19 protein-coding genes and 1 riboswitch are annotated in these 20,820 nt (G+C 73.8%); of the genes, 9 read left to right on the plus strand and 10 right to left on the minus strand.

The genetic code is table 11. The annotated features are described in order from the left end of the window. Window positions 1-316: 316 nt before the first annotated feature. The 4 genes from groL to thrC form a co-directional block, all read right to left on the minus strand. Window positions 317-1,939, minus strand: a complete 1,623-nt coding sequence (gene groL, locus LPA54_RS05420) for a chaperonin GroEL (RefSeq protein ID WP_228974295.1) — start codon at window positions 1,937-1,939, stop codon at window positions 317-319. Between the two features lie 590 nt (window positions 1,940-2,529). Beyond that, a complete protein-coding gene (locus LPA54_RS05425) occupies window positions 2,530-2,733 on the minus strand; it encodes a cold-shock protein (protein WP_010474007.1) in 204 nt (67 codons plus the stop codon). 438 nt (window positions 2,734-3,171) lie between these two features. Continuing rightward, window positions 3,172-3,450, minus strand: a complete 279-nt coding sequence (locus LPA54_RS05430; RefSeq protein WP_228974297.1) for a MoaD/ThiS family protein — start codon at window positions 3,448-3,450, stop codon at window positions 3,172-3,174. 20 nt (window positions 3,451-3,470) lie between these two features. Continuing rightward, on the minus strand, window positions 3,471-4,763 hold the full coding sequence (gene thrC / locus LPA54_RS05435) for a threonine synthase (protein WP_228974302.1): 1,293 nt from the start codon (window positions 4,761-4,763) through the stop codon (window positions 3,471-3,473). An 18-nt stretch (window positions 4,764-4,781) separates the two neighbouring features. Further along, a riboswitch (SAM riboswitch) is annotated at window positions 4,782-4,931 on the minus strand. Window positions 4,932-5,078: 147 nt separating this feature from the next. On the opposite strand from thrC, the gene LPA54_RS05440 reads away from it, so the two are divergent. Both LPA54_RS05440 and LPA54_RS05445 read left to right on the plus strand, forming a co-directional pair. Then, window positions 5,079-6,035, plus strand: a complete 957-nt coding sequence (locus LPA54_RS05440) for a glucosyl-3-phosphoglycerate synthase (RefSeq protein WP_228974305.1) — start codon at window positions 5,079-5,081, stop codon at window positions 6,033-6,035. A gap of 61 nt (window positions 6,036-6,096) precedes the next feature. After that, a complete protein-coding gene (locus tag LPA54_RS05445; RefSeq protein WP_228974307.1) occupies window positions 6,097-7,476 on the plus strand; it encodes a trehalose-6-phosphate synthase in 1,380 nt (459 codons plus the stop codon). A gap of 72 nt (window positions 7,477-7,548) precedes the next feature. Here LPA54_RS05445 and otsB read toward each other — a convergent pair whose 3' ends face one another. The 3 genes from otsB to LPA54_RS05460 form a co-directional block, all read right to left on the minus strand. After that, window positions 7,549-8,400 carry a trehalose-phosphatase gene (otsB, locus tag LPA54_RS05450; protein WP_228974310.1) on the minus strand — a complete coding sequence of 284 codons (852 nt, stop codon included), beginning with the start codon at window positions 8,398-8,400 and terminating at the stop codon, window positions 7,549-7,551. 285 nt (window positions 8,401-8,685) lie between these two features. Then, a complete protein-coding gene (locus LPA54_RS05455; protein WP_228974312.1) occupies window positions 8,686-8,922 on the minus strand; it encodes a DUF3263 domain-containing protein in 237 nt (78 codons plus the stop codon). Window positions 8,923-8,936: 14 nt separating this feature from the next. Next, window positions 8,937-10,220: an extracellular solute-binding protein gene (locus LPA54_RS05460; protein WP_228974313.1), complete on the minus strand. Its 1,284-nt coding sequence runs from the start codon at window positions 10,218-10,220 to the stop codon at window positions 8,937-8,939. 170 nt (window positions 10,221-10,390) lie between these two features. Here LPA54_RS05460 and LPA54_RS05465 point away from each other — a divergent pair, with 170 nt between their 5' ends. From LPA54_RS05465 to LPA54_RS05485, 5 genes are all read left to right on the plus strand, one after another. After that, on the plus strand, window positions 10,391-11,293 hold the full coding sequence (locus tag LPA54_RS05465) for an SIS domain-containing protein (protein WP_228974315.1): 903 nt from the start codon (window positions 10,391-10,393) through the stop codon (window positions 11,291-11,293). A 245-nt stretch (window positions 11,294-11,538) separates the two neighbouring features. Further along, window positions 11,539-12,489: an ROK family protein gene (locus LPA54_RS05470; protein ID WP_228974318.1), complete on the plus strand. Its 951-nt coding sequence runs from the start codon at window positions 11,539-11,541 to the stop codon at window positions 12,487-12,489. Next, window positions 12,489-13,712 (plus strand): N-acetylglucosamine-6-phosphate deacetylase, encoded by a 1,224-nt coding sequence (gene nagA, locus LPA54_RS05475; RefSeq protein WP_228974319.1) that lies wholly within the window; start codon window positions 12,489-12,491, stop codon window positions 13,710-13,712. Before LPA54_RS05470 ends, nagA begins: the two co-directional genes overlap by 1 nt. A 140-nt stretch (window positions 13,713-13,852) precedes the next feature. Continuing rightward, window positions 13,853-14,779: a 1-phosphofructokinase family hexose kinase gene (locus LPA54_RS05480; protein ID WP_228974321.1), complete on the plus strand. Its 927-nt coding sequence runs from the start codon at window positions 13,853-13,855 to the stop codon at window positions 14,777-14,779. A 50-nt stretch (window positions 14,780-14,829) separates the two neighbouring features. Continuing rightward, window positions 14,830-15,768 carry a class II fructose-bisphosphate aldolase gene (locus LPA54_RS05485; RefSeq protein WP_228974322.1) on the plus strand — a complete coding sequence of 313 codons (939 nt, stop codon included), beginning with the start codon at window positions 14,830-14,832 and terminating at the stop codon, window positions 15,766-15,768. On the opposite strand, the gene LPA54_RS05490 is transcribed toward LPA54_RS05485, so the two are convergent. Both LPA54_RS05490 and cdgB read right to left on the minus strand, forming a co-directional pair. After that, the gene (locus LPA54_RS05490) at window positions 15,765-16,799 is read right to left on the minus strand and encodes a carbohydrate-binding protein (RefSeq protein ID WP_228974324.1); all 1,035 of its coding nucleotides are present in this window, start codon (window positions 16,797-16,799) and stop codon (window positions 15,765-15,767) included. The two genes, LPA54_RS05485 and LPA54_RS05490, sit on opposite strands and share 4 nt — an antisense overlap. 65 nt (window positions 16,800-16,864) lie before the next feature. After that, complete coding sequence (gene cdgB / locus LPA54_RS05495) at window positions 16,865-18,604, minus strand: diguanylate cyclase CdgB (protein ID WP_228974325.1); 1,740 nt, start codon at window positions 18,602-18,604, stop codon at window positions 16,865-16,867. Between the two features lie 354 nt (window positions 18,605-18,958). Between cdgB and LPA54_RS05500 the strand changes: the two genes are divergently transcribed. Then, a complete protein-coding gene (locus LPA54_RS05500; protein WP_228974396.1) occupies window positions 18,959-19,423 on the plus strand; it encodes a flavin reductase family protein in 465 nt (154 codons plus the stop codon). Between the two features lie 46 nt (window positions 19,424-19,469). On the opposite strand, the gene arfB is transcribed toward LPA54_RS05500, so the two are convergent. Next, window positions 19,470-19,907 (minus strand): alternative ribosome rescue aminoacyl-tRNA hydrolase ArfB, encoded by a 438-nt coding sequence (gene arfB / locus LPA54_RS05505; RefSeq protein ID WP_228974327.1) that lies wholly within the window; start codon window positions 19,905-19,907, stop codon window positions 19,470-19,472. 117 nt (window positions 19,908-20,024) lie between these two features. Between arfB and LPA54_RS05510 the strand changes: the two genes are divergently transcribed. Continuing rightward, window positions 20,025-20,600, plus strand: a complete 576-nt coding sequence (locus tag LPA54_RS05510) for a TerD family protein (RefSeq protein ID WP_058944162.1) — start codon at window positions 20,025-20,027, stop codon at window positions 20,598-20,600. Window positions 20,601-20,820: the final 220 nt, after the last annotated feature.

Here is a 20,820-nt window from a genome sequence, read left to right on the forward strand (position 1 = left end):
AAAGCGCCCCGTGAGCATAACCGGCAAGATCCAGACACGCGGTCCGCATTCGAACGCCTGAACATCCCTGCCCAGAGGGGCCCGGACCGAGGGGCGGAGGAGAGGCGCGGAGGGGGCTGGAGGGGCGGGCCGGGCGCCGCGGGCGGAAGGCGGGCCGGGCGCCGCGGGCGGAGGGCAGGCCGGGCGCCGCGGGCGGAGGGCGGGGCGGGCGTAGGTACGACGGAGGGCGGGGGGGGGCGCGGGTACGACGGAGGGCGGCACCCCCCGGAGAGGGTGCCGCCCTTCGTCGGTCAGGACGGGTCCGATCCGCGCGGGATCAGAAGTCCATGTCACCGCCCGGCATGCCGCCGCCGGCCGGCGCGGCGGCCTTCTCCGGCTTGTCGGCGATGACGGCCTCGGTGGTGAGGAACAGCGCGGCGATCGACGCGGCGTTCTGCAGCGCGGAGCGCGTCACCTTGGCCGGGTCGATGATGCCCTCGGCGACCAGGTCGACGTACTCGCCGGTCGCGGCGTTCAGGCCGTGGCCCGGGGTCAGGTTGCGCACCTTCTCCACCACGACACCGCCCTCGAGGCCGGCGTTGACGGCGATCTGCTTGAGCGGGGCCTCCAGGGCGGCCTTGACGGCGGCGGCACCGGTGGCCTCGTCGCCCTCCAGCTCCAGCTTGTCGAAGACGCTGGACGCCTGGAGCAGGGCCACGCCACCACCGGCGACGATGCCCTCCTCGACGGCGGCCTTGGCGTTGCGCACCGCGTCCTCGATGCGGTGCTTGCGCTCCTTGAGCTCCACCTCGGTGGCGGCGCCGGCCTTGATGACGGCCACGCCGCCGGCCAGCTTCGCGAGGCGCTCCTGGAGCTTCTCGCGGTCGTAGTCCGAGTCGGAGTTCTCGATCTCGGCGCGGATCTGGTTCACGCGGCCCGCGACCTGCTCGCTGTCACCGGAGCCGTCGACGATCGTCGTCTCGTCCTTGGTGATGACGACCTTGCGGGCGCGGCCCAGGAGGTCGAGACCGGCGTTCTCCAGCTTGAGGCCGACCTCCTCGGAGATGACCTGGCCACCGGTGAGGATGGCGATGTCGCCGAGCATGGCCTTGCGGCGGTCGCCGAAGCCCGGGGCCTTGACGGCGACGGACTTGAAGGTGCCGCGGATCTTGTTGACGACCAGCGTCGACAGGGCCTCGCCCTCGACGTCCTCGGCGATGATCAGCAGCGGCTTGCCGGACTGCATGACCTTCTCCAGCAGCGGGAGGAGGTCCTTCACCGCGGAGACCTTGGAGTTGACGATGAGGATGTACGGGTCCTCGAGGACGGCCTCCATGCGCTCCATGTCGGTCGCGAAGTACGCCGAGATGTAGCCCTTGTCGAAGCGCATGCCCTCGGTGAGCTCGAGCTCGAGACCGAAGGTGTTGGACTCCTCGACGGTGATGACGCCTTCCTTGCCGACCTTGTCCATCGCCTCGGCGATGAGCTCGCCGATCTGGGTGTCGGCGGCGGAGATGGACGCGGTGGAGGCGATCTGCTCCTTCGTCTCCACGTCCTTCGCCTGCTCCAGCAGCGCGCCGGAGACGGCCTCGACGGCCTTCTCGATGCCGCGCTTGAGGGCCATCGGGTTGGCGCCGGCGGCGACGTTGCGCAGCCCCTCGCGGACGAGCGCCTGGGCGAGGACGGTCGCGGTGGTCGTACCGTCACCGGCGACGTCGTCCGTCTTCTTGGCGACTTCCTTGACCAGCTCGGCGCCGATCTTCTCGTACGGGTCCTCGAGCTCGATCTCCTTGGCGATGGACACGCCGTCGTTGGTGATCGTGGGGGCGCCCCACTTCTTCTCGAGGACGACGTTGCGACCCTTGGGACCAAGGGTGACCTTGACGGCGTCGGCGAGCTGGTTCATCCCGCGCTCGAGACCGCGCCGTGCCTCCTCGTCGAACGCGATGATCTTGGCCATGTGAAGTGGTCCTCCCGGACTGATGGGGTCTCCCCTGCTCGACGCAGTTGAGAGCGTGGGGAAGGATTGCTCCGGACCGCGCTGGCGCCCGCGACGGACGGCCCGTACGCCGCGCGGTTCCCTGCTCCACGCGCCCTGCGAGCCTCACCGACGAGGTCCTTGGTTGTCACTCTCACCTTCAGAGTGCTAACGCCAATGATTAGCACTCGCCCTAGGAGAGTGCAAGCGCCCCACCCCGGAACGGGGCCCGCGATCGCCCTCCGCGAACCACTTCGCGCACCCCCTGCGGTACGTGCGCGCGGGGGCGCGGGGTCGCGCGCCCGCGGGTGCGCGACCGCCCCCCGCCGCAGGTCCCGCCCCCCGCGAGCCCCGCGGCACGCCGGCGCCGACCACCGCCGGGCGCCGGTCCCGGGTGGGACGGCGGAACGGCGGGGCGACGGGCCGAGAGGGCCGACACGGGCGGAGCCAGCCGGAAACAGGCGGAGCGAACCCGACACAGGCGGCCAGGGCCGGACACGGGCGGAGGGCCCGCACCCCGGTAGCGGGGTGCGGGCCCTCCGTCGCAATGCCGTTGGCCGGACGCGTCGTACCTAGACGGCGATCTTGACCATGTCCGCCTGCGGACCCTTCTGGCCCTGCGAGATCTCGAACTCGACCCGCTGGCCCTCCTCAAGGGTGCGGTAGCCATCCATCTGGATCGCGCTGTAGTGGACGAAAACATCCGCACCACCGTCGACCGCGATGAAGCCGTACCCCTTCTCCGCGTTGAACCACTTGACGGTGCCCTGAGCCATGCCTAACTCCCCTATTACTGGCCCTTGCACAGGACCGCACTTCGCGGACCCGGGTCAGACCTCGCCCACTGACCGAACCCTGGCTCTCCGAGCCGGGAACGCCCCCTGAGCGTGCGCCGGAACGCGTCGACCGCGGCTGAATGTATCTGTCCAACTGCCCTCTGCAACAGGTCAATCGGACGAGAAATCCGAGCACCGGTGAAGGGAAAACATGCCCGCAATGGTCATAACCCCGGGCAAGTCGGGCCGGGCAAACGGCACAAAGTTCGCAAGAAGCGACGCTACTTTGGCTACATCTTGTCGCGGCCGGACGCGTTCTCATATGCGCGTGGCACAGGCGGCGGCGGGGGCTTCCCCAACTCTACCGCGCTCAACCATGCAGAATTGCCCCCTCCGCTTTTGACGGCGGAGGGGGCAACGGGGAAAAGCGGAGGGAACTCAGCAGCCGCCCGCGACCGCCGGAATGATCGAGACGCCCGCGCCGTCGGGGGTCGACGTGGCGAGCCCGCCCTCGAAGCGGACGTCGTCGTCGTTGACGTAGACGTTCACGAAGCGGCGCAGCTGCCCCTGGTCGTCGAGGACGCGCGCGGCGATGCCCGGGTGGTTCTTCTCCAGGGACTCGATGACCTCGGCGAGGGTGGCGCCCTCGGCCTCGACCTCGGCGCGGCCGCCCGTGTAGGTGCGGAGGATGGTGGGGATGCGGACGTTGACGCTCATGTTTCGTGTCTCCCGGGGGGTCAGTGGGCGAGGCCGGCGTCCCGGAACGCGTCCAGGCTCGGGCGGATGGTCGCGGTCGGACCGGTCGTCGGGGCGACCGCGTCCAGGGTCTTGAGGCCGTCGCCGGTGTTGAGGACGACGGTGGTGAGGGCCGGGTCGAGGAGGCCCTGCTCGACGAGCTTGCGCGCCACGCCCACCGTCACGCCGCCCGCCGTCTCGGCGAAGACGCCCTCGGTGCGGGCCAGCAGCTTGATCGCGTCGACGACCTGCGCGTCGTCGACGTCCTCCACCGCGCCGCCGGTGCGGCGGGCGATGTCCAGGACGTACGGGCCGTCCGCCGGGTTGCCGATGGCGAGCGACTTGGCGATCGTGTTCGGCTTCTGCGGGCGCACCACGTCGTGGCCGGCCTTGAAGGCCGCCGACACCGGGGAGCAGCCCTCCGCCTGAGCGCCGAAGATCTTGTACGGCCGGTCCTCGACCAGGCCCAGCCGGATCAGCTCCTGCAGCCCCTTGTCGATCTTCGTGAGCTGCGAGCCGGAGGCGATCGGGATCACCAGCTGGTCGGGGAGCCGCCACCCGAGCTGCTCGCAGATCTCGTACGCGAGGGTCTTGGAGCCCTCGGCGTAGTACGGCCGGAGGTTGACGTTGACGAAGCCCCAGCCCTCGCCGAGCGGGTCGCCGATGAGCTCCGAGCAGAACCGGTTGACGTCGTCGTACGTGCCCTCGATGCCGACCAGGTCGCCGCCGTAGACGGCGGCCATGACGACCTTGCCCTGCTCCAGGTCGTGCGGGATGAACACGCACGAGCGGAAGCCGGCGCGGGCGGCGGCGGCGCCCACCGCGCCCGCGAGGTTGCCGGTGGACGAGCAGGACAGGGTGGTGAAGCCGAAGGCGCGGGCGGCCTCCAGGGCCTGGGCGACCACCCGGTCCTTGAAGGAGTGGGTGGGGTTGCCCGAGTCGTCCTTGACGAACAGCTTGCCGGGCTCGACGCCCAGCTCGCGGGCGAGGTTGTCGGCCCGCACGAGCGGCGTCCAGCCGGGGTTCAGGTTCGGCTTGTCGGCGACGTCGGCCGGGACGGGCAGGAGGGGGGCGTAGCGCCAGATGTTGGCCGGGCCGGCCTCGATCCGCTTGCGCAGCTGCTCCGGGTCGCCGGCGGGGAGGTCGTAGGCCACTTCGAGGGGGCCGAAACAGAACTCGCAGGCGAAGATCGGGCCGAGCGCGAAGCGCTCACCGCATTCGCGACAGGAGAGTCCGGCGGCGGGGCCGAGGTCGACGGAGGTGGCGCTGGTGGGTGCGGTGGTCTGCACAGCCATGGGAGGCGAGGCCCTTTCTCCTCATCTTTCTCACTGGCGTCTTTCGCCGTGAGACGGATTTGGCACCTTCCCTAGCCGGGGACCTCGCGTGCACGTGCGCGTGCGAGACCGACTGGAGGGTTGCCGGGGCTTCATCGGGCCGTTTCCCTCTGCCCCTCTGGATGAGCGGTATGTGGTTGTCAGCGTGGGACCCCGGCATGCGGGCGTCTCACGCGTTGTTCAAGACTGTAACCGAAGGGGCCGGTGTCCGAGAGGGGCGTCCGACCTACGAGATGGATCACCTGCGGTCATGGAACGACCCGAGGAGAGGCGCGCGTGCTGGAAGAGGTGGAGCGCTGGCTGGACCGGCGGTCCTGGTCCGTGGCCGACCGGCCCGTGGACCGGCTGCTCGCCGCCAAGCAGGCCCGCGGCACGACCGTGAGCGTCGTCCTGCCCGCGCTGGACGAGGAGGCGACGGTCGGCGAGATCGTCACCGTGATCCGGCGGGAGCTGATGACGCCGGCCGTGCCGCTCGTCGACGAGCTCGTCGTCCTGGACTCCGGCTCCACCGACCGCACCGCGCAGGTCGCGGCGGCGGCCGGCGCGCGCGTGGTGGCGCGGGACGACGTGCTGCCGCGGATACCCGCCGTCCCGGGCAAGGGCGAGGTGCTGTGGCGCTCCCTGCTGGTGACCGGCGGGGACGTGGTGTGCTTCGTCGACGCCGACCTGCGCGAGTTCCGCGCGGACTTCGTGACCGGCATCGTGGGGCCGCTGCTCACCGACCCGGACGTCGACTTCGTGAAGGCGACGTACGACCGGCCGCTCGGCTCCGGCCCGGCCGCCGGTCAGGGCGGGCGGGTGACGGAGCTGGTCGCGCGGCCGCTGCTGAACCTGCACTGGCCGCAGCTGGCCGGGTTCGTCCAGCCGCTCGGCGGGGAGTACGCGGCCCGCCGCTCGCTGCTGGAGCGGCTGCCCTTCCCGGTCGGGTACGGAGTGGAGCTGGCCCTGCTGGTGGACGCGCTGCACCTGGTGGGCCTGGACGCGCTGGCGCAGGTCGACGTGGGCGTGCGCCTCCACCGCCACCAGGACGACCGGGCGCTGGGGCGGATGGCCGCGGCCATCTACCGCACCGCCCAGCTGCGGCTGTCGCGCGGGCACCTGGTGCGGCCGCGGCTGACGCAGTTCGAACGCACGGAGGCGGGGTTCGCCCCGCGTACCCACCCGGTGGACACGGAGGAGCGCCCGCCGATGGTCGAGGTGGCGGAGTACGTGAGGAAGCGCCGGGTGGCCTGACGCCGCCGGCGGGTTCGTTTCCGCACGTTTGAGCGTTTCCGGCGCGGGCTAGGTTGGCCTCATGGTCTCGGACATCCTGGTGGCATCGAATCGCGGTCCGGTCAGCTACGCGCTGCGGGAGGACGGCGGGCTGGAGGCACGGCGCGGCGGCGGGGGCCTGGTCTCCGGGCTCTCCGCGATCGGGCCCGACGCGGGCGCGGTGTGGGTCTGCGCCGCGCTGGGCGACGGCGACCGCGAGGCGGTGCGCCGGGGCGTCTCGGAGGCGGGCGTCCGCATGCTGGACATCGACGCGGAGACGCACGCCGCCGCCTACAACGGCATCGCCAACTCCGTGCTGTGGTTCGTGCACCACATGCTGTACCAGACGCCCCTGGAGCCGGTCTTCGACGCGGAGTTCCGTGCCCGGTGGGAGGCGTACCGGGCGTACAACCGCGCGTTCGCCGAGGCCCTCGCGGCGGAGGCGGCGCCGGGCGCGGCGGTCCTCATCCAGGACTACCACCTCGCGCTGGCCCCCGGCATGCTCCGCGAGCTCCGCTCCGACCTGCGCATCGGGCACTTCTCCCACACCCCGTGGGCGCCGCCCGAGTACTTCGGCATGCTCCCCGACGACGTCGCGGGCGAGCTGCTGCGCGGGATGCTCGGCGCGGACCGGCTCGGCTTCCTCACCCGCCGCTGGGCGGACTCCTTCGCCGCCTGCTGCGAGCGCCTGGTCGGCGGTACGGGCGGCACCCGGATCGGCGTGCACGGCCTCGGCGCCGACGCCGACTTCCTGCGCGCCCGCTCGCGCGAGGCGGACGTCGAGGACCGCATGGCGACGCTGCGGGAGCAGATCGGCGGGACGGACCGCAAGACGGTCATCCGCGTGGACCGCACCGAACTGTCGAAGAACATCGTCCGCGGCCTGCTCTCCTACCGGGCGCTGCTGGCCGAGCATCCCGAGTGGCGCGAGCGGGTGGTCCACATCGCCTTCGCCTACCCCTCCCGCCAGGACCTCGCCGTGTACCGCGAGTACACCGCGGAGGTCGCCCGTCTGGCGGAGGAGATCAACGCCGAGTACGGCACGGAGGGCTGGACCCCGGTCCTGCTGCACGTGAAGGACGACTTCGCCCGCTCCCTCGCCGCGTACCGCCTCGCCGACGTGGCGCTGGTCAACCCCATCCGGGACGGCATGAACCTCGTCGCCAAGGAGGTCCCGGTCGTCTCCGACGAGGGCTGCGCCCTGGTCCTGTCCCGCGAGGCGGGGGCCCACGAGGAGCTGGGCGACGACGCGGTGACGGTGAACCCGTACGACGTCACCGGCACGGCCCGCGCCCTGCACGAGGCGCTCTCCATGCCGGCCGCCGAACGCGCCGAACGCACCAAGCGCCTCACCGCCGCGGCCACCGCCCTCCCGCCCCAGCGCTGGTTCCTCGACCAGCTGGAGGCCCTCCGCGCCCTCTGACCCCACGCCGATCCCCCCACCGCACGGCCCCGGCTCCCGCCGGGGCCGTGCGGCGTGCGGCGCGCGGGCCGGTCAGCGCGGGAGGACGCGCGCCAGGGAGGCGAGGAAGCCGACCACCGCGGCCGGGCCCGGGAGGGTGAGGTCGGCGCGGGCGGCGAGCGTGCTCACCTCGTCGCTGCCGCTGCACACCAGCAGGCCGGGGACGCCCTCGGCTCGGAGCTTCTCCACCGCGGCGAAGGCCGGCAGGTCGCCCAGGTCGTCCCCCGCGTACAGGACCGCCCCGGCGCCCGTGGCGCGCACGTGGTCCAGGAGCGCCTCGCCCTTGTCCATGCCGGGCGGACGCAGCTCCAGGACCATGCGGCCCGGTTCGACGACGAGTCCGTGCCGGGTGGCGAGGTCGGCGAGGGGGTCCACCAGCGCGTCGAACGCCGCCTGCGGGTCGGTCGCGCGGCGGGTGTGGACGGCGACCGCGCGGCCCTTCTCCTCGATCCACGTGCCCGGCCACGCGCCGGCCCGCTCCAGGACGCCGGGCAGTTCGGCGCGGACCGCCGCGACGCCCGGGTGCTCGGGGGCGGCGCGGACCTCGCCGGTGCGGGCGTCCCAGCGCTCGGCGCCGTAGTGGCCGAGGACGAGGAGGCGGTCCAGGCCCGGCACCCCGGCGAAGCCGCCGTACCGGACCGCGACGCCGGCCGGCCGGCCGGTGACCACCGCGACGGAGCCGATCCGCGGGGCCAGCTCCGCGAGCGCGGGCACGGCGTCCGGGTGGGCGCGGGCCTGCTCGGGGTCGGCGACGATCGGCGCGAGGGTCCCGTCGAAGTCGACGGCCACGACTGCGGTGCGGGGCCGCGCCAGGATCGCGGCCAGGCCCTCGCGACCGGCGGCCGTGGCGGGCACGGGAAGGCTGTCTTCCGGGTAACTGGACATGTGTGCGTACCTATCCCGTACGCCCCCCGCACACACCTCGCGACCGGCGCCTCCGCCCCCGGCGGCCGGATCCGCCGCGCCGTGCGGGCCCCTGCCGGACGGGACGCCACACGGCCGCGGAAGAGCCCGTCGAGGTCGAACCCCCGGCCGCGGGAACGAGCCGCCGGCCCCGGCGCCTCCCGGCGGTCACACCCCCGGCCGTGCCGGACCTCGCCGAGCGGCACGGCCGCACGGCCGCGGCGGAGCCGACCGTAGCCGGGCCCCGGGGCCGCGCGGGGGGGCGGGTCAGCGGCGGGTGTCGCGGGTGGCTCGCAGGCGGCGGAGGCGGTTGACCGTGACGGGGTCGTGCGCGAGGGCGCGCTCGTCGTCGAGGAGGGCGTTCAGGAGCTGGTAGTAGCGGACCGGCGAGAGGTCCAACTGCTCGCGGATCGCCCGTTCCTTCGCGCCCGGCCCGGGCCAGGAGCGGCGTTCCATGGCCAGGACCGCGCGGGCGCGGTCGTCGAGTGCGGGGCGTTCGGTCATATCAGCAACTTAAGCTACCGCGCCGACGCCGCGGCCTCCGCCGACCGGGCGTCCCGGGCGATCTGCTCCAGGACGGCGCGGGGCTCGCCGCCGGGAGCGACGGCCCGGCCGATGTTCTTCTTCACGCTCTCGCTCACCCGCGCCCACGAGGTCTCGCCGACGGGGTACAGCTCCGAGCCCGCCAGCTGCTCCAGGAACGGCCGCATCGCCGCGTGCCGCTCGTCGGCCTCCATGGCGTCGCTCGCGGAGACGGTGACGGGGAGCAGGTCGTACCGGTCGGAGAAGGCGGTGACGTTCTTGTCCTGGTACACGAAGTCCAGGAAGTGGCCTATCTCCTTGCGGTGGCCGTTCTGCTTGAAGGCCATCATCCAGTCGGCCACGCCGAGCGTCGCCTTGGACTTCCCGGAGACGCCGGGCAGCGGCACGGTGCCGACCTCCACGCCGGCCTTCTCGGCGGTCTCCATCAGCGTCGGGTGGCCGTTGAGCATGCCGACCTCGCCGCGGACGAAGGCGTCGAACGCCTCCTGCCGGTCGAGTTCGCCGGGGGCGACGGGGCCGGTGAGGCCCTTGCCGACGAGTTCCTTCTTCAGCCAGCCGAAGGTCTCGACGTTCGCCGGGGAGTCGACCTGGTACGCGGTGCCGGTGGTGTCGCGGTAGCCGCCGCCCCCGCTGAGCAGCCACATCATCGTCTCGGCCTGGGACTCCTCGGGCCCGAGGGGCAGCGCGTAGGGGTACTTCACGTCCTTGGCCTTGAGCTTCTGGGCCGCCTTCTGCAGCTCGCCCCAGCTGCCGGGCGGCGTGGCGCCGGCCTTCTCGAAGAGCTGCTTGTTGAAGAAGAGCATCCGGGTGCTGGCGCCGAACGGCATGCCGTACTGGGCGCGGTCCACCTCGCCGGCCTGCCGCAGCATCGGCAGGAAGTTCGCCTGGGTGGGGACGGAGAGGAGGTTGTCGACGGGGTAGAGCCGGCCCGCGCGCGCGTGGTCGGCGTACGCGCCGATCTGCGCCATGTCGGGCGCCTCGCCGCGGTCCACCATCTCGGCGACCTCGCGGTCGACGTCCTTCCAGGACAGGACGGTCACGTCGATCTTCACCCCGGGCGTCTTCTTCTCGTACGCGCGGGCCAGTTCGTCCCAGTACTTCTGCGACGTGTTGGCGCTGGTGCTGCCGTAGTCGGCGGCGACGAGCCTGAGGGTGACGTCTCCGGCGGAGTCCGCCCCGCATCCCGACAGGCCCGCCGTGATCGTCAGTGCGGCCATCGCCGCGGTCAGTCCCTTGTAGCGGCGCACTGCCTTACCCACCTTTTGCTCCACGTCGAACGCGAATTCGCCTCACGGCAATATAGGAGGTCTACACCTAGGTCTAAACCACCGGGGTTCGTTGGTATCGCTTCCGCAACGCCCGACGCTCCCGCGCCTACCGATGGGTACGTTCCGGAGCGTTCGCAGACGACGACAGTGGGAGCCCGCGCATGTCCCGTACAGCCGCCGAGATCACCACCCAGCCGAGCTGCTGGCGCCGCGCCGCGCGGGCCGCCGGCGGGGCCCCGGATGTGCTTCCGCGACCGGGCGAGCGCGTCGCCGTGACGGGCTGCGGCACCTCCTGGTTCATGGCCATCGCCTACGCGGCGCTGCGCGAGGCGGCCGGGGAGGGCGAGACGGACGCGTTCGCGGCGTCCGAGTTCCCCGTCGGCCGGGCCGCGGCGTACGACCGGATCGTGGCGATCACCCGGTCCGGGACGACCACGGAGGTGCTGGAGCTGCTGGCGCGGGTGCGCGGGGCGACGCGCACGGCGGCGCTGACGGCCGACGCGGCGACGCCGGTCGTGGACGCCGCCGACGCGGTGGCCGTACTGGACTGGGCGGACGAGGACTCGGTCGTGCAGACCCGGTTCGCGACGACGGCGCTGGCGTTCCTTCGCGCGGGGCTCGGCCCGGTGCCGGGGGTGAAACCGGTGGAGCTGGCCGCGCTCGACGCGGAGCTGGCCGTGACGGAACCCCTGCCGGAGGCCGTGCTGGCGGCCGAGCAGTGGACGTTCCTGGGGCGCGGCTGGACGTACGGGCTGGCGCTGGAGGCCGGGCTGAAGATGCGGGAGGCGGCGGGCGCCTGGACGGAGGCGTACCCGGCGATGGAGTACCGCCACGGCCCGATCTCGATCACCGGTCCCGGCCGGGTGGCGTGGGTGTTCGGCGCCCTGCCGGAGGGGCTGGCGGCCGACGTCGCCCGGGTGGGGGGCACGCTGCACGCGCACGCCTCGGCCGACCCCATGGCGGACCTGGTGCGCGCGCAGCGGCTCGCCGTGGCCCTGGCGGAGGCGCGCGGCAGCGACCCGGACCGGCCGCGGAACCTCACGCGCAGCGTGATCCTCTCCTGACCCGCACAGCCCACCGCATCCCTGCGCGGCCGGCCCCGCGCCCCGGCGCGCCCGGCGCCGTCTCCCGGTAGGACCGACCCCGAGTCCGGTACGACCGGGCCCGCGCCCGGTAGGACCGGGCCCGCGCCCCCGCCCGCCGATCCCGGGGTGGCGCCCCGATCATCCGCCGATCCGATTTGTATGTTGCGGCAACAATCCGAGAAGTGGACTAGACCTTTCACGCCCCTCGGGTGAAACTGTCTCCCGTGAGACACGTCATCGCCCTCGATGTGGGCGGCACCGGCATGAAGGCCGCCCTGGTCGGGGCCGACGGGGCACTGCTGTACGAGGCACGGCGGGCCACCGGGCGCGAGCGCGGCCCGGACGCCGTCGTCCGGTCGATCCTCGACTTCGCCACCGACCTCCTCGCCCGCGGCGAGGAGCGGTACGGCGTACGGGCCGAGGCCGCCGGCGTCGCCGTGCCCGGGGTCGTCGACCCCGTCGACGGGGTCGCCGTGTACGCCGCCAACCTCGGCTGGCGCGACGTCCCGCTGCGCGCCCTGCTGGGCGAGCGGCTCGGCGGCCTCCCGGTCGCGCTCGGCCACGACGTGCGGACCGGCGGGCTCGCGGAGGGGCGGGTGGGAGCGGGCCGGGGCGCGGACCGGTTCCTGTTCGTGCCCCTGGGCACCGGTATCGCGGGTGCCATCGGCATCGACGGCACGATCGAGGCGGGCGCGCACGGCTGCGCGGGCGAGATCGGCCACATCGTGGTGCGCCCCGGCGGCCCGGCCTGCGGCTGCGGCGCACGCGGCTGCCTGGAGACCCTGGCGTCGGCCGCCGCCGTCACCCGCGCCTGGGCGGAGGCGAGCGGCGACCCGGACGCGGACGCCGCCGACTGCGCCGAGGCCGTCGCCGCCGGAGACGAGCGCGCCGTCCGCGTCTGGCAGGACGCCGTCGACGCGCTCGCCGACGGGCTGGTCACGGCGCTCACCCTGCTGGACCCCCGCACCCTGATCATCGGTGGCGGTCTCGCCGAGGCGGGGGAAACCTTGTTCACGCCCCTCAGGGCCGCCGTGGCGGAGCGCGTCACGTTCCAGCAGCGGCCCGCCATCGTGCCCGCGGCCCTCGGGGACACGGCCGGCTGCCTGGGCGCGGGGCTCCTCGCCTGGGACCTGCTCGCCGCCGAGCTCGCCACCGACCTGGAGGTATCCCCCTGATGGCCGTTCACGCCGACCGCAAGGTCCTCGCCGGGGCCCGCGTGGTGCTGCCGACCGGCGTCGTCGAGGGTGGACGGGTCACCGTCGAGGGCGCCCGGATCACCGCCGCCACGGGCGGCCCCGCGGGCCCGGCGAGCGGCCTGCCCGCCGGCCTCCCCGCCGATCCCGCCGCCGGCCCCGCCACCGGCGACCCCACCGTGCTCGACCTCTCCGGGCACTGGGTCGTCCCCGGCTTCGTCGACCTCCACAACCACGGCGGCGGCGGCGCGTCCTTCACCTCCGGCACCCTCGACGAGGTGCTGCGGGGCATCCACACCCACCGGCTGCACGGCACGACCACCCTGGTCGCGTCGACCGTCACCGGCGACATGGACTTCCTCGCGCACCGGGCCGGCGAGCTGTCGGAGCTGGCCGAGCAGGGCGACATCGCGGGCGTCCACTTCGAGGGCCCGTTCATCTCCCCGTGCCGCAAGGGCGCCCACAGCGAGGCGCTGCTGCGCCACCCCGACCCGGCCGAGGTGCGCAAACTGGTCGACGCCGCACGGGGCCACGCCCGTATGGTGACCCTCGCCACGGAGCTGCCCGGCGGCATCGACTCCGTACGCCTCCTCGCCGAGCACGGCGTCATCGCCGCCATCGGCCACACGGACGCCACGTACGAGCAGACCGTCGAGGCGATCGACGCCGGGGCGACCGTCGCCACGCACCTGTTCAACGCGATGCCCGGCCTGGGCCACCGCGCGCCGGGGCCCATCGCCGCCCTCCTGGAGGACGAGCGGGTCACCGTCGAGCTGATCAACGACGGTACGCACCTCCACCCCGCCGCCCTCGAACTGGCCTTCCACCGCGCGGGCCCCGCCCGGGTCGCCTTCATCACCGACGCCATGGACGCGGCCGGTTTCGGCGACGGCGTGTACAGCCTCGGACCGCTGGCGGTCGAGGTGCGCGACGGCGTGGCCCGGCTCGTCGAGGGCGGCTCGATCGCCGGCTCCACCCTCACGCTGGACACGGCGTTCCGGCGGGCGGCGACCGTCGACGGGCTGCCCGTCGAGGCGGTCGTCCAGGCCATCTCCGCCAACCCCGCGAAGCTGCTCGGCCTGTACGACCGGATCGGCTCCCTGGAGCCGGGCAAGGACGCCGACCTCGTCGTCCTGGAGGAGGACTTCACCCTCACGGGCGTGATGCGCAGGGGCGAATGGGTGGTCCACCCCCTCGCGGGGTGACGATCCGGCCGCCCGCCGCAAGATCACCGGCCCCGGGGGCTGGGCCGGCCGCCCTCCGTTTGGCATGATCGTGAACCGTGGTTCTTCCGGGCCGGCCACCCGAAAACGGCCGGTCCACGACCTCCGGGGGGCTGGAACCGTTGATCCTCACGGTCACGCTCAACACCGCGCTCGACCTCACCTACGCCGTGCCCGCGCTCGTCCCGCACGCCACGCACCGGGTGACCGACGTGGTGGAGCGTCCCGGCGGCAAGGGCGTCAACGTCGCCCGCGTCCTGGCCGCCCTCGGCCACGAGACGGTCGTGACGGGCTTCGCGGGCGGCTCCACCGGGGAGGTCCTGCGTGGCCTGCTCGCGCCGCTGCCCGTACGGGACGCCCTGGTGCCCAGCGCCGGCGCCACCCGCCGCACCGTCGCCGTCACCGACTCCGCGAGCGGCGACACCACGCAGCTCAACGAGCCCGGCCCGGTGATCACCCCCGCCGAGTGGTCCGACCTCCTCTCCGTCTACGGCGAGCTGCTCGGCGGGGCCCGCGCGGTCGCCCTCTGCGGCAGCCTCCCGCGCGGGGTCCCCGTCGGCGCGTACGCCGAGCTGGTCCGCCGCGCCCGCGCCGCGGGCGTGCCGGTCCTGCTCGACACGAGCGGCGAACCGCTGCGCCGGGGCATCGCGGCCCGGCCCGACCTGGTCAAGCCGAACGCCGACGAACTGGCCGCCCTCACCGGCGCCCGCGAGCCGCTGCGCGCCACCCGCGACGCCCGCCGCCGCGGCGCGCACGCGGTGGTCGCCTCGCTCGGCGCGGAGGGGCTCCTCGCGGTCACCCCGGACGGCACCTGGCAGGCGGCCCCGCCCGCCCGTGTCGCCGGCAACCCGACCGGGGCGGGGGACTCCGCCGTCGCCGGCCTGCTGGCGGCACTGGTCGAGGGGGCGCCGTGGCCCGAACGCCTCGCCCGCGCCACCGCGTTGGCGACGGCCACCGTGCACGCCAGGACGGCCGGCGAGTTCGACGCCGACCGGTACGGGGAACTGCTGGAACGGGTGACGGTCCGGGAGCTCGCCACCGCGGCCTGATCCGCCGTCACCCGCGGCCCCGGCGCACGCCCACGGCGGAAGGATCCGACATGCCCCTCGTCAGCACCGCTGACCTCGTCGCACCGGCGCGGGCGGCGGGCCGCGCCGTCGCCGCGTTCAACGTCATCACCCTGGAGCACGCCGAGGCCGTCGCCGCCGGGGCGGAACGCGCCGGCCGGCCGGCGGTCCTCCAGGTCTCCGAGAACGCCGTCCGCTTCCACGGCGGGGACCTCTCCGCCGTCGCGGCGGCCGCCGCGGCCGTGGCCCGCGCCTGCCGCGCGCCCCTCGCCCTCCACCTGGACCACGTGGTCACCCCGGAGCTGCTGCACGCCGCCCACGCGGCCGGCATCGACTCGGTGATGGTCGACGCGTCCCGGCTCGGCTACGGCGACAACGTGAAGGCCACCGCGGAGGCCGTCCGCTGGGGCCACGCGCGCGGCATGTGGGTGGAGGCGGAGCTGGGCCGCGTCGGCGGCAAGGCCGGCGAACCGCCGCTGCACGCCCACGCCCCGGGCGTGCGCACCGACCCGGCGGAGGCCGCGGCGTACGTGGCGGAGACGGGCGTGGACGCGCTGGCCGTCGCGGTCGGCTCGACCCACGCCATGACGGAGCGGACGGCCGCGCTCGACCACGCGCTGATCGCCGCCCTGCGCGCGGCGGTCCCGGTCCCCCTGGTCCTGCACGGCTCCTCGGGCGTCCCGGACGCGGAGCTGCGGGCCGCGGTCCGCGCCGGCATGACGAAGATCAACGTGGGCACGGCCCTGAACACCGCCTACACGGAGGCGATCCGCTCGCACCTGTCGCACGCCCCCGCGACGGTGGACCCCCGCCCCTACCTGACGGAGGCCCGCGAGGCGATGACGCAGACCGTCGCCCACTTCCTGACGGTGGTCACCACGGGGGCCGACGGGACCGACGGGTCCGGTCGGCCCGACAGGTCGGACGGGTCGGACGGGTCCGGTGGGCCCGCGCGGGCGGACCGGCCCTAGCTGTCGCGGCGGAGCTGGCCCGGCTTGAGCCAGACCTGGTCGAGGTAGGCCTCGCAGTCGTTGCCCTGCTCGCAGGACATCTTCAGGGTGTTCTCGCCCTTGTGCAGCTGGACCCAGGAGTACGTCTCGGTCCAGCCCTTCTCCCACGACCCCTCGGGGGCGCGCGCGAAGTTCGACATGTTGATCTTGCGGGGCTTGCCGTCGTTGACGGTGAGGGACGCCTTGGCGTCCTTGCCGGGGACGCTGTAGGTGAGGAACAGCGTGTACTGGCCGTCCTCCGGTACGTCGACCTTCCAGCTGGCCGCGCCGCCGACGCCGTTGAACATCACGTACGCCCCGCCGGCGCCCTTCGCGCCCTTGACCTCCGTGCCGAGCACGGCGGGCGGGGTCAGCTGGAGCGTCGCCGCGTCCCGCTTCTGGGTCTGCGGCTGGGCCGCGCCCGGGTCGGTCGACGGGGAGGGGCGGGTGTCGCCCGGGTCCGGGGAGGCGGAGACCGAGGCGCCGGGGGCGGGGTTCGCCTTGTCCTTCTCGCCGTCGCTGTTGGTGAGGAGCGCCACAGTGATGCCGGCCACGACGACGAGGACCACCGCGACGGCGCCGATCAGCAGGCCCTTGGTGTTCGGCCCGCCGCGGCCCCCGCGGCCGCCCTGGGCGGGTCCGGGCCGGGTGGGCGCGCCGCCGGGGTAGGTCTCGGGCGCGGCGTACTGGGCGTGCGGCCGGCCGTAGGCGCCGCCTGGCTGCTGGCCGTACGGGCCGCCGGGCTGCTGGCCGTGCTGGCCGTACGGGGCGCCGGGCTGGCCGTACTGCGGCTGCGGCGGCACCTGGGGCCGCGGGCGCTCGCCGACCGCCCTGACCTGGTTGTACGAGGTGCGGGGGCGTCCCGGCTGGCCGCTGGTGGGGCCCGGGTAGCCGTAGCCGCCCTGGCTGCCCGGCGGCTGGGCGCCCGACGCCTGACCGTCCGCGTACAGGTAGCCGAACGGGTCGTCGTCCTCGGGCGTGCCCGCGCCATTGCCGTGGTTACCGGCAGCCATCCCTGGTCACTCCTCATCCGTGCTCGCCAGCCGTCACCGACCCCGGCGAGCCTACCCCGAACGGGCTACCCCGCCCGGCGCTGCACCTTGGCCCGGGACCGCTTCTCGATGTACATCCGCTGGTCGGCGGAGTTCAGCACTTCTTCGACGGACATCCCGCACTCGGCCCAGCCGATGCCGAAACTGGCGCCCACGCGGACCGCCCGGCCGTCGACCCGGATGGGCGGGATGATGCCGTTGCGCAGGCGTACGGCCAGGTCGGCGGCGTCGGCCGCGCCGAGGCCGTCGGCGAGGACGACGAACTCGTCGCCACCGAGCCGGGCGACCGTGTCCCCGTCGCGCACGCCGGCGGTCAACCGGCGCGCCACCTCGATGAGCACGGCGTCACCGGTGTGGTGGCCGAACCGGTCGTTGATCGATTTGAAGCCGTCGAGGTCGCAGAAGAGCACGGCGAGGCCCTTCCGGCCGTCGTCGACCTCTCCGCCCTCCGGGGCGACGGCGTGGACGTGGCCGTCGTAGGGGCCGCCGGGCGCGGAGGGGTCGAAGTCGAAGCCGTCCCCGCGGTAGGCGTGGCCGTACTCGTACGCGGCGGGGGCCGTGCCGGCGTGGCCGTTGCCGTAGGCGGCGTCGTAGGCGGGTTCGTAGGCGGGTTCGTAGGCGGCGGCGTCGTGGCCCGGCTCGTAGCCGGCGGCGTCGGCGGCCGTGGCGCGGACGCGGTCGTCGGGGCGGCCGCACAGCCGGGCGCTGAGGCGGGCGCGCAGCTCGGCGCTGTTGGGCAGCCCGGTCAGCGCGTCGTGGGAGGCGCGGTGGGCGAGCTGCAGCTCGTGCCGCTTGCGCTCCTCGATGTCCTCGACGTGGGTGAGGAGGAAGCGGGGCCCGTCGGCGGTGTCGGCGACGACGGAGTTGCGCAGGGAGACCCACACGTACGTGCCGTCCCGGCGGGCGAGCCGCAGTTCGGCGCGGCCGCCCTCGGCGGAGGTGCGCAGCAGGGTCCCGACGTCCTCCGGGTGGACCAGGTCGGCGAAGGAGTACCGGCGCATGACGGCGGCGGGCCTGCCGAGCAGCCGGCACAGCGCGTCGTTGGCCCGCAGCAGCCGACCGTGCTGGTCACCGCCCATCTCGGCGATGGCCATCCCGGACGGGGCGTACTCGAAGGCCTGGCGGAACGACTCCTCGCTGGCGCGCAGGGCCTGCTGCTCGCGCTCCAGCCGCACCAGGGCCCGCTGCATGTTTGCGCGCAGCCGGGCATTGCTGATCGCAATGGCCGACTGGGAGGCGTACATCTGCAGCGCCTCGCGTCCCCAGGCGCCGGGGCGGCGGCCGTTGCGGGGCCGGTCCACGGAGATGACGCCGAGGAGCTCGCGCTGCCCGCCGGAGGTGTACATGGGGGCGTAGAGCCGGTCCCGGGGGTGCCACTCGTCCTCGAAGCGGGGCTCGGGACCCTCGGTGTGCCACTGCGGCACGTCGTCGTCTATGAGCACCCAGCCCTCGGTGTGCGGGATGAACCGGAGGTCCCCCCACGCCTCGCCCATGTGGAGGCGCCGCTCCCAGGAGACGCGGGAGCCGACCCGGCCGGTGATCAGGGCTTCCGCGGCGGCGTTCCCCGCGAAGGCGGCGACGACGAGGTCGCCGTCGGGGCGGACGAGGTTGACGCACGCCAGCTCGTAGCCGAGGCCGGTGATGACGCCGTCGGCGACCGTCTGCAGGGTGTCGGCCAGGCTCCGGGCCGTGTTGAGGTTGGCGACGACCTGGTGCAGCTGCCGCAGGGTCGCAAGACGGACGTACGGCTCCGACTCGGTCTCCATCGCTCGCTCTCCCCGAGACCTCGACAGCAACAATCCAGGTGTGTCAGCGGCTTCCTCGTGCGGGTGTTTACCGCCACTGAATCACAGCGAGCTGCGCACTCGGTACACAGGGTCAACAATTACTGCCCTGTGTGACTCAAGTCACAATAACCGTCCCATTTCCCCGAAATTGCAGAAAGCAAATCAACCCTTGGACCTAGGACCCGGCGGCATCCCGCTGGTCCTCGGGGCCGATGCGGCCGGGTGGCGGGCGAGGTTAGCGTTCCCTGTGTGCTGCCAACAACTCGGACCCCGGTGTCAGCCTCCGACCTGCCCCATCCTGAAGGGGTGAGCGACGAGGAGTTCCGTGCGGCGATGTCCCGCCTGGCCGGCGGCGTCGTCCTGGTGACGGCCGTGGAGCCGCCGATGGACGAGGACGTGGGCATGACGGCGACGGCCTTCATGTCGGTGTCGTTGGACCCGCCCCTGGTCCTGGTGAGCCTGCGCAACGGCTCGCGGATGGACGACCTGCTGGCGGAGCAGCCGCTGTGGGGCGTGTCCGTCCTCGCGGAGAGCCAGCGGCACATCGCGGGCCGCTTCGCGATGCGGGGCCGGATCAGCGACCGCCTGCTGTTCGCCGACATCCCGTACACCCGGGGCGACCTGACCGGCGCGCCCCTCGTGGGCGGCGCGCTGGCCACGCTGGAGTGCCGCACCGAGCAGCGGGTGGAGGCGGGCGACCACACCCTGGTCATCGCCCGGGTCCTGGCCACGGCCCTGCCGAGCCCGCAGGGCGCTCCCCTGACGTACTTCCGGGGCGCCTACCGCCATCTGGCCTGACCACCCGCGGACGGCCGCCGCCGGCGCACCGGAGCCGTCGGGGCGGTCAGTCCCAGTCGCGGGGCGAGCGGCCGCGCTTGGTCTGGGCGCGCTGCTTCTTCTCCCGCAGCCGGCGCTCGTTGATCCCCCGCGGGACCTTCGTGGGGCGCCGCGGCCTCGGCGGCGGCGCGGTCGCCTCCGCCAGCAGCGACGCGAGCCGCACGGCGGCCGTCTCGCGGTTGCGCCACTGGGACCGGTGCTCGGAGGCCCGTACGACGAGCACGCCGCCCACGAGGCGGCTCGCGAGCCGCTCCAGGGCCCGCTCCTTCCACACCGGCGGCAGCGCCTCCGTGCGGGCGAGGTCGAAGCGCAGCTCCACCTGGGAGTCGCTGGTGTTGACGTGCTGCCCGCCCGGTCCCGAGGATCGGGAGAAACGCCACTGGAGCTCGGCCTCCGGCAGGGAGACCGAACCGCGGATGACATGGGGACCGGACATGCCCCCCATGTTCCCCAATGGCGCAGTCCCGCGTCACCCGCTTTTCGCGGTCAGGAACCACCTCGGCACGCCCCGCGTTATGAGCTGTGACGCCATCGAGCACTCAGGCAAGGGAAAGGCACTTCCATGGCTGTAAGCCTGTCCAAGGGCGGCAACGTCTCGCTGACCAAGGAGGCCCCGGGCCTCACCGCCGTCACGGTGGGCCTCGGCTGGGACGTCCGCACGACCACCGGCACCGACTTCGACCTCGACGCCTCGGCGATCGGTGTGGACGCGGCGGGCAAGGTCGCCTCCGACGCGCACTTCGTCTTCTTCAACAACAAGACCACCCCCGACGGCACCATCGTCCACACGGGCGACAACCGCACGGGTGAGGGCGGCGGCGACGACGAGCAGATCAACGTCAACCTCGCGGGCCTCCCGCAGAACGTCGACAAGATCGTCTTCCCGGTCTCCATCTACGACGCGGTGAACCGCTCGCAGAACTTCGGCCAGGTCCGCAACGCGTACATCCGCATCGTGAACCAGGACGGCGGCACCGAGATCGCCCGCTACGACCTCAGCGAGGACGCGGCGACCGAGACCGCCATGGTCTTCGGCGAGCTGTACCGCAACGGCACCGAGTGGAAGTTCCGCGCGGTCGGCCAGGGGTACGCCTCCGGCCTGGAGGGCATCGCCCGCGACTTCGGCGTGAACGTCTGACGTTCCGTCCGTCGCCGCACCGGCGCGCCGCGTGCGCGCCGGTGGCCGGGCCCGGCCCCCGCATGACGGTGCGGGGCCGGCCGCCACGTGACGGTGCGGGGCCGGCCGCCACGTGACGGTGCGGGGCAGCCCGCGCGCGTCCGCGCGGACCTCGACGAGTGACGCCCCCGGGGCCCCGCACGGTGTGCGGGGCCCCGGGGCGTACGGCGCGCCGGGACGC

This window comes from Streptomyces sp. DH12 (assembly GCF_020873895.1).
In the GTDB taxonomy this organism is placed as follows: Bacteria; Actinomycetota; Actinomycetes; order Streptomycetales; family Streptomycetaceae; genus Streptomyces.